This is a genomic window from Sporosarcina sp. FSL W7-1283 (assembly GCF_038003105.1).
Lineage (GTDB): Bacteria > Bacillota > Bacilli > Bacillales_A > Planococcaceae > Sporosarcina > Sporosarcina newyorkensis.
Genome location: NZ_JBBOOL010000001.1, coordinates 2,798,530 through 2,813,335, shown reverse-complemented (window position 1 = coordinate 2,813,335; position 14,806 = coordinate 2,798,530). Strand labels below are relative to the sequence as shown.

Genomic DNA, 14,806 nt, shown 5'->3' with positions numbered 1-14,806 from the left:
TCATATGCAACAATCGGGGCTTTTGACTTTCTCTTTATTAACAGACGTGCTGTGATAGACTAGAGGAAAGGAAGTGGACAAGAATGAATGAAACAAAACCTCATATTTTACTGATCGACGGAATGGCTTTGTTGTTTCGTTCGTTTTTTGCGACGGCACATAGCGGCCAATTTTTTCGCAATGCGAATGATATTCCAACAAACGGAGTACAAGGATTTGCACGCCATACAATGAGCGCGATTTCGATATTTCAGCCGACACATATGGCGGTTTGCTGGGATATGGGAGCAAAAACTTTTCGTAATGAACTATTTGCGGATTATAAAGCGCATCGACCAGCACCGGCGCCTGAGTTGGTTCCCCAATTTGATATGGCAAGGGAAGTATCGGAAACGTTAGGATGGAAAAATTACGGCATTCCGAATATGGAAGCGGATGATTTAATCGGGTCGATGATTAAAACGTGGAAAAATGAGGCGAAACTGACAATCGTTTCGGGAGATAAGGATTTATTGCAGTTATTGGGACCTGATGTGTCCATCGCGTTCACGAAAAAGGGATATACGCAGTATGATGAATACAATGAAGCTCGTTTTATAGAAGAGTATGGGATTACTCCAGCTCAGTTTATTGATATGAAAGCATTTACTGGGGATTCGAGTGATGGTTATCCAGGAGTGAAGGGGATTGGCCCGAAGACTGCATTGAAGTTAATTCAGCAATATGGGTCTGTAGACGGGGTGCTCGCCGCGCGGGAAGAATTGACTGCAGGGGTGCGAAAGAAGATCGATGCGGATGAAGAGATGCTCATGCTTTCAAGAGAGTTGGCAACGATTCATTGTGAATTGACACTTGATGATCCACTTGAGCAATTGATCATTCCGGAATTCACGGAAGACCGTGCGAGGTTGATGGATCAGCAAGGTTATTCATTGATTGCACGGCAAGGGCTTTCCGTTTCACCGTTTTGACGGTTCGATTTTGACAAAAGTCAGGATTTTTTTATTCGGCTCATAAGGGATGGTTTGAACGATGCTCGGTCGATTTCTGCCTCCGTTGTCATGGACGAGCAGATGCAAGATACCTTCTATATAGTCGTAGCCGACTAGTACAACCCAATGATAGTCATATGAAAAACGACCTCGCCATTTTAATCGGAACCATTTATCGAACTTCAATGCGACAGGACGGCCTTCTTCAAGTTGATGCATCGCTTCTTTCACATCACACACTTTTACGTGCCAGTCTGGACCAAGCATTCGATCAAGGTTTCGGATGAAACGCCATGTGGGCAACCCGATTTTTGTTCCGCCGAGTTGACGATACAATTCGTTGATGTCAGGAAGTTGACGGGAAGGAAAAAGATGCCGCAATAACACGAAGGCTGTGACAGGACCGCAAGCGGAAGCGCGATAGGACGGTTTAATATCTATGTCGTGTTGGGATTTACCTTGTACTTCAATAAATTTAGACAAAATGATCGCCTCCTATAGGCAGAAACAGCGCTGACAGAAGTCAGCGCTGTTTATCATTAAATTTTCACTTCATCAAGAAATTCAGTTACTTGTTGAGGTGATTTTGCATTTGCACTGTGTAAATGTGCGTGCTTTTCTCCGTCTTTGAAAATCAATAAACTGGGGATGCCCATCACTTCATATTTTTCTGCGATTTCTGGTAACACATCACGGTCTGCTTCATACCATGTGTATGTATCATATTTTTCTACGATTGGATCAATGAACATATCCATCCGTTTACAGTCCGGGCACCAATCTGCTTCAAATTTTACAAGGACCGGATTGTCACTAGCTATAATGTTATTGAATTCTTCTGTCGATTTTATTTCTTTCATGTATGCTCGCCTCCATTCATATGATAGTGTACAATGTTTTGAAGTAGTTGGGTATTTTATTGCTTCTTTCAATACATTTTAAAAAGTCTGATTAAATACGATTTAAATATTGCGAAATAGTTTCAAATGATTTACACTAGTATTTATAAGCAACGCGTATTTTTTTTACGCTATAAATGAATGAGTGTTCATTCAAAGATAAAGGGAGGATTGCACGTGACTTATCAAATTAGAAAAGCGGCAGTTTTGGGATCTGGTGTTATGGGTTCTGGTATTGCAGCACATTTAGCCAATATTGGGATTCCTGTTCTTTTGCTGGATATCGTACCACCGAAATTGGGTGCCGATGACGAAGCGAAAGGTTTAACGTACGAAGATCCGAAATTCCGTAATAAGTTTGCAGCTACGGCATTGGACAAATTGTTGAAACAAAAACCAGCTCCTCTGACAACAAAGAGAAATCTATCATTAATTACTCCAGGGAACTTTGAGGACGACTTGGAACGACTGCAAGAAGTAGATTGGGTTATTGAAGTAGTCGTTGAAAACTTGGATATTAAAAAGAGTTTATATGAAAAGATCGAAAAAGTAAGAAAGCCAGGCACGATCATTTCTTCTAATACATCGGGGATTAGCATTGAAGCAATGGCAGAAGGACGTTCGGAAGATTTCCAAAAGCACTTCCTTGGTACACATTTCTTTAATCCACCAAGATACTTAAAATTACTAGAGATTATTCCAACGCAAACTACAGCGCCTGAAGTTGTAGATTTCATGACGACATTCGGTGAAAATCGTCTCGGTAAAGGCGTAGTTATTGCAAAAGACACTCCGAACTTCATTGGGAACCGCATTGGGACCTACGGTTTGCAAGTGACATTGCATGAAATGCTGGAACGCGGTTATTCGATCGGTGAGATTGATTCTGTTACGGGGGCATTGATTGGACGCCCGAAATCGGCAACATTCCGTACATTGGACGTAGTTGGACTAGACACATACGCGCATGTTGCGAAAAATGTCTATGATCAAACGACAGGTGAAGAACAACGAATTTTTGAACTGCCCGACGTTGTTACGAAAATGGTCGAAAATGGTTGGATCGGTGCAAAAGCGAAACAAGGTTTCTATGTAAAAGAGGGTCGCGAAATTTTAGAACTGGATCTCAAAACCTTCGAATATGTACCTACGCAGAAAATGAAAGCGTCTTCAATTGAAATGGCGAAACAGCAAAAAGGGCTTGCCAATAAAGTGAAGACATTGATCTACGCAAAAGACCGTGCAGGTGAAATTTTGTGGCACACATTGACACCTGCGATGCTGTATGCCGCTGAACTTCATGGTGAAATCGCAGACGACATTGTAGCGATTGATAATGCGATGAAGTGGGGCTTCGGCTGGTCACAAGGTCCATTTGAAATTTGGGATGCAATCGGTGTCCGTAAATCCGTAGAACTGTTGAAAGAACAGGGGAAAGAGATTCCTACTTTTGTTCAGTCATTACTAGACAAAGGCTATGAAACTTTCTATAAGGAAGAAGACGGAGATCTCTACTATTTCGATGGCGCAGAGTACACACCAGTTCAAATGAATGAAAAGGCGATTGACTTGAAGCGCTATAAAAAGAAACATGGTGTCATCAAGAAGAACTCAGGCGCTAGCTTGATAGACTTGGGGGACGGGGTGGCATTGTTAGAGTTTCACTCCCAATCCAATGCAATCGGACTGGATATCATTCAGATGATCAACTTCGCGGTGGATGAAGTGGAGAAGAGCTACAAGGGACTTGTTATCGGAAATCAGGGGAAAAACTTCTGTGTCGGTGCAAACCTCGGGATGATTTTGATGGAAGCACAAGATGACAATATCTTTGAACTCGATTTCGTTATTCGTTCATTCCAGAACGCAATGATGAAAATTAAATACAGCGGTAAGCCGGTCGTGGCAGCGCCTTTCCAAATGACGCTAGGCGGCGGTGCAGAAGTTTGTTTACCAGCAGCTCATATCCAAGCTTCTATGGAAACATATATGGGGCTTGTGGAAGTCGGAGTCGGTTTGATTCCTGGCGGCGGCGGAAACGTCAACCTATATCAGAAGCATCTGAAAGGGTTGCCGAATGGTGTGCCAATTGATTACCAAAATATTGCCAATAAAGTATTTGAATCCATTGCGATGGCGAAAGTTTCAACGTCTGCTGATGAAGCGCGTGAAAACAACTTCTTGGACTTTGCGGACGGAGTGAGCGTCAATGCGGATCATCAGATTTACGATGCCAAGCAAGCGGCACTTTCATTGTATGAGGCAGGCTATGTGCCACCGAAAAAGACGCAAGTTCCCGTCACGGGCGACTCAGGCTACGCGACATTGCTGTTAGCTGCGGAAGGAATGTATCTATCGGGTTTCATTAGCGACCATGACTTGAAGATTGCCAAGAAGCTGGCATATGTTATTTCGGGCGGCAAGGTTCCATTCGGTACGCGTGTGGATGAGCAGTATTTATTGGATCTCGAGCGCGAAGCATTTTTGAGTTTGGTGGCAGAGCCGAAATCACAGCAGCGTATGCAGCATATGCTTGTGAAGGGCAAACCGTTACGTAACTGATGAGGAAGAGGATAAAGGAGGAAACAGAATGCGCGAAGCAGTAATTGTAGCCGGTGCTCGAACACCGATTGGTAAAGCTGGAAGAGGTTCTTTGGCAACTGTCCGTCCGGATGATCTCGGGGCGTTGACGATAAAGGAAACATTGAAGCGTGCAGGAGGATACGACGGGCCGATTGATGACTTGATCATGGGCTGTGCGATGCCTGAAGCAGAACAAGGAATGAACATAGCGCGTAATATCGGCGCACTTGCAGGGTTGCCAGATACGACACCTGCTGTGACGGTTAACCGTTTCTGTTCATCAGGCCTGCAGTCGATCGCTTATGCAGCGGAACGAATTATGCTTGGTCATTCGGAAGCGATTCTCGCAGGCGGCGTAGAGTCGATGAGTATGGTACCGATGATGGGCAATACGATTCGCCCGAACTTCAAATTAGCAGAAGAAGCGCCGGAGTATTATATGGGAATGGGCCACACAGCGGAACAAGTGGCGCAGAAATACGGTATTTCACGTGAAGATCAAGATGCGTTCGCAGTGGAATCACATAAGCGTGCAGAAGCAGCGATTAAAGAGGGCAAGTTTGTCGATGAAATTGTACCAGTCGAAGTGGTCAAACGTTTTGTTGATGCTGAAGGGAATTATCAGGAAAAGAACGTATTGTTCGAAATGGACGAAGGGGTACGTCCAGGAACGACAACGGAAGTACTAGGCAAGTTGCGTCCAGCATTTAATGCGAAAGGTTCTGTTACAGCGGGGAATGCTTCTCAGACATCTGACGGAGCAGCGACTGTCCTGTTAATGGATTCCGAAGTTGCGGAGCAGCGCGGATTGAAACCGCTAGCAAAATTCCGTTCATTTGCGGTAGGCGGTGTCCCACCTGAAATCATGGGAATCGGGCCGATTGAAGCGGTTCCGAAAGCATTGAAGATTGCGGGTCTGTCTGTTGAAGATATCGATCTTTGGGAATTGAATGAAGCATTCGCATCCCAATCACTCGCGGTCATTCGCCATCTTGGGCTCGATACGAACAAAGTGAATGTCAATGGGGGAGCTATCGCTACGGGTCACCCGCTAGGTGCAACGGGCACGGTGTTGACTTTGAAATTAATCAATGAATTGAAGCGTCAAGGCAAACAGTACGGTGTCGTCACGATGTGTATCGGTGGCGGAATGGGTGCTGCAGGGGTATTTGAAGTTTTATAAACAAAAAAATGGGAGAAACAGGGGGAATATATATGACAAAAGCTATGGAGGGAATTAATATGACAGAATTCGTTAAAGGTGGAGCGTTTTTAACAGAGGACCTGAGTGCAGAACGCGTATTTACACCGGAAGATTTTACAGATGAGCAAAAGATGATTGCAAAGACAACGGAAGAGTACGTTAAAAATGATGTAGCTCCTTTAATTGATAATCTGGAAAATCACGAGTTCGAACATTCTGTGAAACTATTGAAAAAAGCCGGAGACCTTGGACTGCTTGCAGCGGACATCCCAGAAGAGTACGAAGGGTTAGGTTTGGATAAGATTTCATCTGCATTGATCGCTGAAAAAATGTCATTAGCAGGAGGTTTCTCTATCACACACGGCGCTCACGTAGGAATCGGTACATTGCCAATCGTTTTATTCGGTAATGAAGAGCAAAAAAAGAAGTACTTACCAAACTCTGCAACTGGTGCTAAGATTTCCGCATACGCCTTAACAGAGCCAAGCTCAGGATCGGATGCCCTTGGAGCGAAAACAACTGCAAAATTAAACGCAGCGGGTACGCACTACGTCTTAAACGGTGAGAAACAATGGATCACGAACTCTGCATTTGCTGACGTATTCGTTGTATACGCTAAAGTGGATGGCGACAAATTCACAGCATTCATCGTAGAGAAGGAATTCCCAGGTGTTTCAGTAGGTCCGGAAGAGAAAAAAATGGGTATCAAATCATCTTCAACTCGTACGCTAATTTTGGAAGATGCAGAAGTGCCTGTAGAGAACTTGCTGGGTGAAATTGGCAGAGGTCATATTATTGCATTCAACATCTTGAACATTGGTCGTTATAAATTGGGAGTAGGAACAATCGGAGGTTCGAAACGTTCCCTTCAGTTGGCTATTGAGTATGCGAACCAACGTAAACAGTTCAACACACCAATTTCTTCATTTAACTTGACGAAAGAGAAGTTTGGTACGATGGCTTCTATGCTTTATGCAACAGAAAGCTTGATCTACCGTACAGTAGGTTACTTTGAAGAGCGCAATGCTGCAATGAGCCTGGAAGAGCAAAAGGACGGTAAAGCAGTGGCGGCTTCGATTGCAGAGTATGCGATTGAATGTTCCATCAACAAAGTCGTTGGTTCTGAAGTACTTGATTATATCGTGGATGAGGCAGTTCAGCTGCACGGCGGCTACGGCTTCATGCAGGAATATGAAGTAGAACGTATTTACCGCGACTCCCGTATTAACCGTATTTTTGAAGGAACAAATGAAATCAACCGGATGATCGTACCGGGTACGTTCATTAAGAAAGCAATGAAAGGCGAATTGCCATTATTGCAACAAGCACAAGGACTGCAAGAAGAGCTGCTCATGATGATGCCTGAAGAAGTGGGCGACGAAGCGTTGGCTCAAGAGAAAATGCTTGTGAAAAATGCGAAGAAAATCGGTATTTTAGTGGCAGGACTTGCAGCGCAGCGCTTTGGCACAAAGCTTGAGCAAGAGCAGGAAATCCTTGTGAACATCGCGGACATTGCGAATGATCTCTTCGGGATGGAATCTGCCCTGTTACGGACGGAGAAAGCGATTAATAAAAACGGTGAAGAAAAAGAAAACCAAAAATTACTTTACACACAAATCTTCTGTCAGGAAGCGTTCGCACGCATCGAAGCAGCAGCGAAGGAGACACTACTTGCAGCTGTGGAAGGCGACAACCAACGTATGATGCTGTCTGCATTACGTAAGCTGACACGTAATAATCCGTATAACTTGATTGCGAAGAAACGTGAAGCTGCTGAGAGATTAATCGAGGCAGAGAAGTATATCGTTTGATAGTTGAACGATGAAAGAGCCCTGTCCGGAAATGATCTTCCGGGCAGCTTTTTCAATTTATCGCCGAAATAGTTTTCCGACGATCATAAACGAATCGCAGGCGCTCATAAATTCTGGCTGTCTATCATACAAAGTGTTCGGCCGCTCATACACAGCCTTCATGCGCTCATAACATCACTGAACTTGATCATAAAGCTAATCAAAGCGCTCATAGAGTGATTAAATCCAGGGTAGATCAAACTCTGTTCTCTGCTCAACGCCTCCTGTCAGTTCATGATTTATCGGAAAACCTTTTTGCAATGGGCGAGGACCAAGCAATTCAAACATCTTTTTGCTATACTGACCAAAAAGGGGGCACAAAAATGACAGTTACATATTATGGCTATCCGAAATGCGGAACGTGCCGCAAAGCAAAGAAATGGTTGGAGAATGAAGAGATTTCATTTGAAGAAGTAAATATTGCTGAACAACCGCCAAGTGAAGAGGAACTGCGAATGATGATCGCAAACTCCGGATTGGAATTGAAAAAGTTCTTCAATACGAGTGGCATGAAGTACCGAGAGCTTCAATTGAAGGATAAACTGCCTAACATGACAGACGATGAAAAGGTTGTTTTACTCGCTTCAGATGGCATGTTGCTCAAGCGTCCGATTGTTACAGATGGCCAGCGAGTGACGGTAGGTTTTAATGAAGCAATATTCGCAGAAACATGGCAAGGATGAACATAGAATCTTGTCTTTCATACGGATCTATGGCAAACTAAATAGAGATAAACTATTACAAATGTTGGGGGTTAAGACATGAGCACACCAAAAGATTTGCGTTATTCAGAAGAGCACGAATGGGTAAAAGAAGAAGACGGTAAATACCGTATCGGGATCACACATTTCGCACAGTCTGAACTAGGGGATATCGTATTCGTTGAGCTTCCGCAAGTTGGCGATGAAGTGAAATCAGACGAGCCTTTCGGTAGTGTTGAATCAGTGAAAACTGTTTCTGAATTGTATGCTCCATTGACTGGTAAAGTCGTAGCAGTAAATGAAGAGCTGGAAGATAGCCCCGAGCTTGTAAACGAGTCTCCGTATGAAGGCGCTTGGATGATCGTTGTTGAAGTTGCTGACAAAGCTGAGCTTGATGAATTAATGACAGCTGAACAGTATGAAAAAATGACAGCTGGGGAATAAAAAGTAAAAGCGCTGGGAACATTCCAGCGCTTTTTTACACTATGAGGAGGAACGTGGATGAATCCGAAAGTACTTATTGTGGAAGGCAGTACCGACCGCAACCGGCTAAGACCAATGCTTGCGGAGCCGGTAGATATCATTTGTACAAACGGCACGATCAGTTCCTATCATATTGAAGAACTTCTGGCGCCATACGAAGAGCAGGAACTTTTCATCTTTGTGGATGCGGATGTTTCAGGTGATACGATCCGCAAGTTGTTCAAGCAGCTCTATCCAGAAGCAAAACACTTATATACAGATCGACTGTACCGGGAAGTGGCGACAACGCCGATCAAAGTGTTAGCGGGCATTTTAGTCGCAGCTAATTTCAAGATACATTCCAACTATTTGGCAGGTGGGGCATATGGATAATTGGACGATTGAAGATTGGGAACGCGAACAGGCGGCGGAGCAATTGGCCGCTTTTTATTTATTTACTCCGATGTGCGGGACGTGTGCAGTTGCATCTAAAATGCTGACGGTGATTGAAACACTGCGTCCGGAGCTGACAATTGGTAAAGCAGATTTAAACTACGTCGTGCAATTAGCGGAAGACTATAAGATAGAAAGTGTACCTTGCTTGCTTATTCATCGCTCCGGGCAACCGATGGAAAAGATTTATGCATTTCATTCCGTTCCTTATTTACTGGAAAAGCTGAGTTGACAATGGAAACGGAAGTATGGTATAAGTAGTACAATCAATTGAATATCAAGACTCTTATAAAGAGTGGTGGAGGGAAGTGCCCTATGAAGCCCGGCAACCGTCACATATGTGAAATGGTGCCAAGTCACTCAAAGCGAATTGCTTTGACAGATGAGAGAATGGAAACGTACATAACGATTCATACGTTCTGCCTTTCTGCTTATCTGCAGAAGGGTTTTTTTATGATCAAAAGCGGAAAGCGCCGTTAAGCCTCGGCAGGCACTGGAGGGCTTTACGACAAGGTGAGTTCTTTGCACCTTTTCGTAAAGACTGAAGTGACCCGAGAGGCTGGCGATTGCAGCTGGATGTGATCAAAAGCGGAAAGCGCCGTTAAGCCTCGACAGGCGTTGACGGACGGAAACGAGTATAATGGATTTATTGAAGGTGGTGCAGGAAATGATTCAACTAACAAACGTTCAAAAGACATTCCAATTGAGCGGTTCAGAAATTGTAGCAGTGGATGATGTAACATTCACGATTAAAGAAGGAGAAATTTTCGGCATCATTGGTTATAGTGGTGCCGGGAAAAGTACATTGATCCGGTTGTTGAATGGTTTGGAACAACCGACTTCAGGAAGCATTGTGATCAATGGGCAAGAAATGACGACGCTGAAGGGCGCGAAAATGCGAAATGCGCGTCAGAAGATCAGTATGATATTCCAGCACTTCAACTTGCTGTGGTCAAGAACTGTTGAAGAAAATATTGCGTTCCCTTTGGAAATTGCAGGCGTGAAGAAACCAGAACGTCAGCGCAAAGTGAAGGAACTGATTGATCTGGTCGGTTTGACAGGACGGGAGAAGGCGTATCCCGCGCAATTATCCGGTGGACAGAAGCAGCGTGTCGGTATTGCACGAGCGCTTGCTAATGACCCTGAAGTGTTGCTTTGTGACGAAGCGACTTCTGCACTGGATCCTGAAACGACCAACGCGATTTTGGATCTGTTGACGAATATCAATGAACGTCTCGGTTTGACGATCGTCTTGATTACACATGAAATGCACGTTATTCGTAAGATTTGCCATCGTGTAGCGGTCATGGAAGCAGGGAAAGTCGTAGAAATCGGCAGTGTCCTGGATGTCTTCCAATCCCCGCAAGCGGATATTACGAAGCGTTTTATATCTCAGGTGACGGATACAGGAGACACGGACGCAGCGGTGGCACATCTTCAACAAGAGACACCTCTTGGAAAACTCGTGAAATTGGCGTTTATCGGGGAACGTACGGAACAGCCGGTGCTTGCAGAGTTGATTCGAAAGTTTCCGGTCGATGTCAATATTGTTCAAGGAAATATCTCGACAACGCGTGACGGCGCATACGGTACACTCGTCTTGCAGCTTGTAGGTGACGTGGCGGTCATTGATGAAGCCATCGCCTACTTACATGCCAATGAAGTAAAGACGGAGGTGCTGGCAAATGATTGAACAGTGGTTTCCAAATGTTAATTGGGAGAAAATGTGGACGGCTACTGGAGAAACGCTGTACATGTCAGCGTACTCTACCTTATTTACATTTGTGCTCGGCATCGGTCTTGGTCTGCTGTTGTTCCTGACAAGTCCGGGACAGTTGTGGGCGAATAAAATTACGAATGTCATCACAGGTGCTTTCGTTAATATCTTCCGTTCCGTGCCATTTATCATTTTAATTATTCTATTGCTTCCGTTAACCAATTTATTGATCGGAACGATGCGCGGTCCTGATGCTGCGCTGCCGGCTTTGATTATTGGAGCTGCACCGTTTTACGGACGGATGGTACTTATCGCGTTACAGGAAATCGATAAGGGAGTCATTGAAGCCGCACGTTCGATGGGTGCGCGTACTTCTACGATCATCTTCAAAGTTCTGTTGCCTGAATCGATGCCCGCGCTCGTGTCAGGAATTACGGTTACTTCCATTGCACTTGTTGGCTATACTGCGATGGCAGGAGTAATCGGTGCGGGTGGACTCGGGACACTTGCTTATTTGGAAGGTTTCCAGCGTAATCGAGGAGACGTGACGTTGATGGCAACAATCTTAGTGCTCGTCATAGTATTTGTCATCCAATTTATCGGTGACTTCATCGTGAATCGTTTGGACAAGAGGTAAAGGGATTGCCGGAGGCTTCCTTTTTGGGAGCCCCTGTTAACCATATAAAATTTATAATGGAAAGGGAGAAATGTGAATATGAAGAAGTTTTTATTCGGTCTATTCGCGGCAGCTTTAGTTTTAGCACTTGCAGCATGCGGAACAAAAGACGATAACAAGACAGGCGGCAATGCAGCAGATGGGGATGCTGATAAAGAAAAAGAAGAGAAAACGACGTTAGTAGTCGGTGCATCCAATACGCCGCATGCTGTGATCCTAGAAAAAGCAAAGCCTCTTTTAGAGGAAAAAGGCTATGAACTGAATATTGAAAGCTATACAGATTATGTACTTCCAAATAAAGATTTGGAGGAAGGAGTACTGGATGCAAACTACTTCCAGCACATTCCATACTTAGAAGGTCAAATTGCTGACTTCAATTATGATTTCGTCAATGCAGGTGCAATTCATATTGAGCCGATTGGAGTCTACTCTAAAAAGTACAAGACTCTGGAAGAACTTCCTGACGGTGCAACCATTCTGATCAGTAACTCTGTAGCGGATCATGGTCGTGTACTTGCAATGCTTGAAGAAAAAGGTTTGATCAAGCTGGCTGAAGACGTAGAAAAAGTTAAAGCTGAAGTGGAAGATATCGTTGAAAATCCTAAAAATCTAAACTTCGATGCAAACTATGAAGCAGCTTTAATGCCTCAGCTTTATAATAATGATGAAGGTGATGCTTTGTTGATCAACTCAAACTTTGCGATCGACGCTGGCTTGAATCCATTAGAAGATGCGATTGCTTTGGAAGATAAAGAATCTCCATACGTCAATATTGTTGCAACGAGAAATGGCGATGAAAACAGCGATGCGATTAAAGCGCTGATCGAAGTACTGACATCCCAAGAAATTCAAGACTTTATTTTGGAAGAATGGAAAGGCTCAGTTGTTCCTGTGAAGTAAGGTTGTGAAAGCCGATAGCGAGTGTAGCTATCGGCTTTTTTTGTACAAAAAAAACAAACAAACTCTTCTTTATTGATTCGAATTGTGGTAAAGTTATTTTGTTTCAGTAATACAGATGTGTATTTGAGGAGGACGTATTGTGAAGTTTAAATTAGGGCTCATATGGCGAATTTTGATTGCCATAGTGCTGGCGATCGGGCTCGGCTTGTTGCTGCCTGCGATTCATGAAGGGTTTGCGCATTGGTTCGTTCGTCTGGCGGCCACGTTTAATATGTTATTTGGTGGGTTTTTGAACTTTATCGTACCATTAATTATTATTGCGTTCATTGCACCAAGTATCGCGAAGCTCGGGAAAGGTTCTGGGAAATTATTGGGCTTATCCGCAGCGTTTGCATATGGATCTACGATTATCGCAGGTCTGCTAGCTTATTTTACAGCTACGGCACTCTTGCCGAATTTCATTCATCAGTCTACAGATACGTCCGTTGCAGAAGGCGCACGAGCTGCAGGAGTAGCTTTTTTTGAAATGGAAATGGACCCGATTATGGGAGTCATGTCTGCTCTTCTCATCGCGTTCGTATTGGGGATTGGTATGGCGTCCATCAATGGGAAGACGATGCTGTCTTTCTTCGATGAATTAAATCTCATTGTCGAAAAAGTCATTTCAGTCATTATCATTCCATTATTGCCGTTTCATATTTTCGGAATCTTTCTCAATATGACATATACCGGAGAAGTCGCCAATGTTTTGTCTGTGTTTGTCTTGGTCTTCGTGATGATTATTTTGCTTCACTTGGTCATGTTGACATTACAGTATACGACTGCCGGTACATTAACTGAGCGTAATCCGTTCGTCTTGATGAAAACGATGGCACCCGCCTATATGACAGCGATCGGCACACAGTCTTCTGCAGCAACCATTCCGGTTACACTGCGGCAGTCAAAAGAAACAGGTACATCTGAACGTGTGGCGAACTTCACTGTTCCGTTATTTGCGACAATCCATTTATCCGGCAGTACGATCACAATTGTTTCTTGCTCGATCGGCGTTATGCTGATGAATGGAATGGATATCAGTTTCGGTAGTTATTTACAATTCATTTTCATGTTAGGTGTTACGATGATCGCGGCTCCGGGTGTTCCAGGAGGCGCAGTAGTGGCGGCAACTGGACTGCTCAGTACGATGCTCGGTTTTTCCGATGCGATGGTGGCACTCATGATTGCTTTGTATATGGCGCAGGACAGTTTCGGAACGGCTACCAACGTAACAGGCGATGGTGCACTGGCTATGATTGTTGACCGTTTTACGAAAAAAGTATAAAAAACAAGAAAAGTCGGCGGTATTTGCCGACTTTTTTCTGTCTAATTCTTAGAGACTATTCTCTCGTTGATTCTCATTCAATACTAGTCAATTGAAAAATAGGTGAATTCCAAATAGTCTTCATCCGCATTAAACCGCTGAATTGCTCTTTAAATTATAATGATTCTTAATGATTTGCAACCCACCCGAATATGGGGTAAGATTAGAATGATACTAAATAGAGAATGGCTAACCATTCAACGCGATCATACTGGAGGTATTGGAATGGCAACTTTGGAAATTAAAGATCTTCATGTCGAAATTGATGGCAAGGAAATCTTAAAAGGTGTTACCTTAACAATTAATACAAATGAGATCCATGCAATAATGGGACCGAATGGTACAGGGAAATCTACACTTGCTTCTGCGATCATGGGTCACCCAAAATATGAAGTTACATCAGGAAGCGTCACAATTGACGGTGAAGACGTTCTTGAAATGGAAGTGGACGAGCGTGCAAAAGCTGGTCTATTCCTAGCAATGCAATACCCAAGTGAAATCACAGGCGTAACAAATGCAGATTTCCTTCGTTCAGGAATCAACGCTCGCCGTGAAGAAGGCGATGAAATCTCCCTGATGAAATTCATCCGTGAACTTGACAGTAAAATGGAGTTCCTAGAAATGGATGAAGATATGGCAACTCGTTATTTGAACGAGGGCTTCTCAGGCGGAGAGAAAAAGCGTAATGAAATTCTTCAACTGATGATGTTAAAACCAAAATTCGCAATTCTTGATGAGATTGACTCTGGCCTGGATATCGACGCATTGAAAGTTGTTTCAAATGGAATCAACGAAATGCGCGGTGAAGGCTTCGGCTGCTTGATCATCACACACTACCAGCGTCTACTGAATTACATCGAGCCGGATCATGTACACGTCATGATGCAAGGTAAGGTTGTAAAATCCGGTGGTCCTGAATTGGCAGCTAAACTTGAAAGCCAAGGATATGACTGGATCAAAGAAGAACTAGGAATTGATGACGAGACGGTTGGACAAGAAGCATAAGAAA

General features: G+C 43.8%; 15 protein-coding genes and 1 riboswitch. Of the genes, 13 read left to right on the top strand and 2 right to left on the bottom strand.

The annotated features are described in order from the left end of the window. Positions 1 to 83: 83 nt before the first annotated feature. On the top strand, positions 84 to 971 hold the full coding sequence (locus MKY93_RS14760) for a 5'-3' exonuclease (RefSeq protein ID WP_340759850.1): 888 nt from the start codon (positions 84 to 86) through the stop codon (positions 969 to 971). Here the strand turns inward: MKY93_RS14760 and MKY93_RS14755 are convergent. After that, entirely contained in the window at positions 960 to 1,475 is a 516-nt protein-coding gene (locus tag MKY93_RS14755) for a C39 family peptidase (RefSeq protein ID WP_340759849.1), read from the bottom strand. The genes MKY93_RS14760 and MKY93_RS14755 overlap by 12 nt on opposite strands. Before the next feature lie 56 nt (positions 1,476 to 1,531). Next, complete coding sequence (locus MKY93_RS14750) at positions 1,532 to 1,852, bottom strand: thioredoxin family protein (protein WP_009498153.1); 321 nt, start codon at positions 1,850 to 1,852, stop codon at positions 1,532 to 1,534. A 216-nt stretch (positions 1,853 to 2,068) separates the two neighbouring features. On the opposite strand from MKY93_RS14750, the gene MKY93_RS14745 reads away from it, so the two are divergent. From MKY93_RS14745 to sufC, 12 genes are all read left to right on the top strand, one after another. Beyond that, positions 2,069 to 4,453, top strand: a complete 2,385-nt coding sequence (locus tag MKY93_RS14745) for a 3-hydroxyacyl-CoA dehydrogenase/enoyl-CoA hydratase family protein (protein WP_221835812.1) — start codon at positions 2,069 to 2,071, stop codon at positions 4,451 to 4,453. Positions 4,454 to 4,481: 28 nt separating this feature from the next. Further along, a complete protein-coding gene (locus MKY93_RS14740; RefSeq protein WP_340759844.1) occupies positions 4,482 to 5,657 on the top strand; it encodes an acetyl-CoA C-acetyltransferase in 1,176 nt (391 codons plus the stop codon). Between the two features lie 32 nt (positions 5,658 to 5,689). Then, complete coding sequence (locus MKY93_RS14735) at positions 5,690 to 7,489, top strand: acyl-CoA dehydrogenase family protein (protein ID WP_281250668.1); 1,800 nt, start codon at positions 5,690 to 5,692, stop codon at positions 7,487 to 7,489. 362 nt (positions 7,490 to 7,851) lie between these two features. Next, positions 7,852 to 8,211, top strand: a complete 360-nt coding sequence (locus MKY93_RS14730) for an arsenate reductase family protein (RefSeq protein WP_040759452.1) — start codon at positions 7,852 to 7,854, stop codon at positions 8,209 to 8,211. A gap of 78 nt (positions 8,212 to 8,289) precedes the next feature. Beyond that, a complete protein-coding gene (gene gcvH, locus MKY93_RS14725; protein ID WP_009498148.1) occupies positions 8,290 to 8,673 on the top strand; it encodes a glycine cleavage system protein GcvH in 384 nt (127 codons plus the stop codon). Positions 8,674 to 8,730: 57 nt separating this feature from the next. Further along, positions 8,731 to 9,084, top strand: a complete 354-nt coding sequence (locus MKY93_RS14720) for a hypothetical protein (protein ID WP_009498147.1) — start codon at positions 8,731 to 8,733, stop codon at positions 9,082 to 9,084. Further along, positions 9,077 to 9,376 (top strand): thioredoxin family protein, encoded by a 300-nt coding sequence (locus MKY93_RS14715; protein ID WP_078818020.1) that lies wholly within the window; start codon positions 9,077 to 9,079, stop codon positions 9,374 to 9,376. Before MKY93_RS14720 ends, MKY93_RS14715 begins: the two co-directional genes overlap by 8 nt. A 51-nt stretch (positions 9,377 to 9,427) precedes the next feature. After that, positions 9,428 to 9,533, top strand: a riboswitch (SAM riboswitch). 278 nt (positions 9,534 to 9,811) lie between these two features. Beyond that, positions 9,812 to 10,837, top strand: coding sequence for a methionine ABC transporter ATP-binding protein (locus MKY93_RS14710; protein WP_078818021.1), 1,026 nt, complete (start codon positions 9,812 to 9,814; stop codon positions 10,835 to 10,837). Next, positions 10,830 to 11,498 (top strand): methionine ABC transporter permease, encoded by a 669-nt coding sequence (locus MKY93_RS14705; RefSeq protein ID WP_078818022.1) that lies wholly within the window; start codon positions 10,830 to 10,832, stop codon positions 11,496 to 11,498. The genes MKY93_RS14710 and MKY93_RS14705 overlap by 8 nt, the downstream gene beginning before the upstream one ends. Positions 11,499 to 11,576: 78 nt before the next feature. Continuing rightward, positions 11,577 to 12,437, top strand: coding sequence for a MetQ/NlpA family ABC transporter substrate-binding protein (locus tag MKY93_RS14700; RefSeq protein WP_340759835.1), 861 nt, complete (start codon positions 11,577 to 11,579; stop codon positions 12,435 to 12,437). 139 nt (positions 12,438 to 12,576) lie between these two features. Next, positions 12,577 to 13,758 (top strand): dicarboxylate/amino acid:cation symporter, encoded by a 1,182-nt coding sequence (locus MKY93_RS14695; protein ID WP_340759833.1) that lies wholly within the window; start codon positions 12,577 to 12,579, stop codon positions 13,756 to 13,758. Positions 13,759 to 14,022: 264 nt separating this feature from the next. Next, positions 14,023 to 14,802, top strand: a complete 780-nt coding sequence (sufC, locus tag MKY93_RS14690) for a Fe-S cluster assembly ATPase SufC (RefSeq protein ID WP_078818025.1) — start codon at positions 14,023 to 14,025, stop codon at positions 14,800 to 14,802. The last annotated feature ends 4 nt before the right edge of the window (positions 14,803 to 14,806 follow it).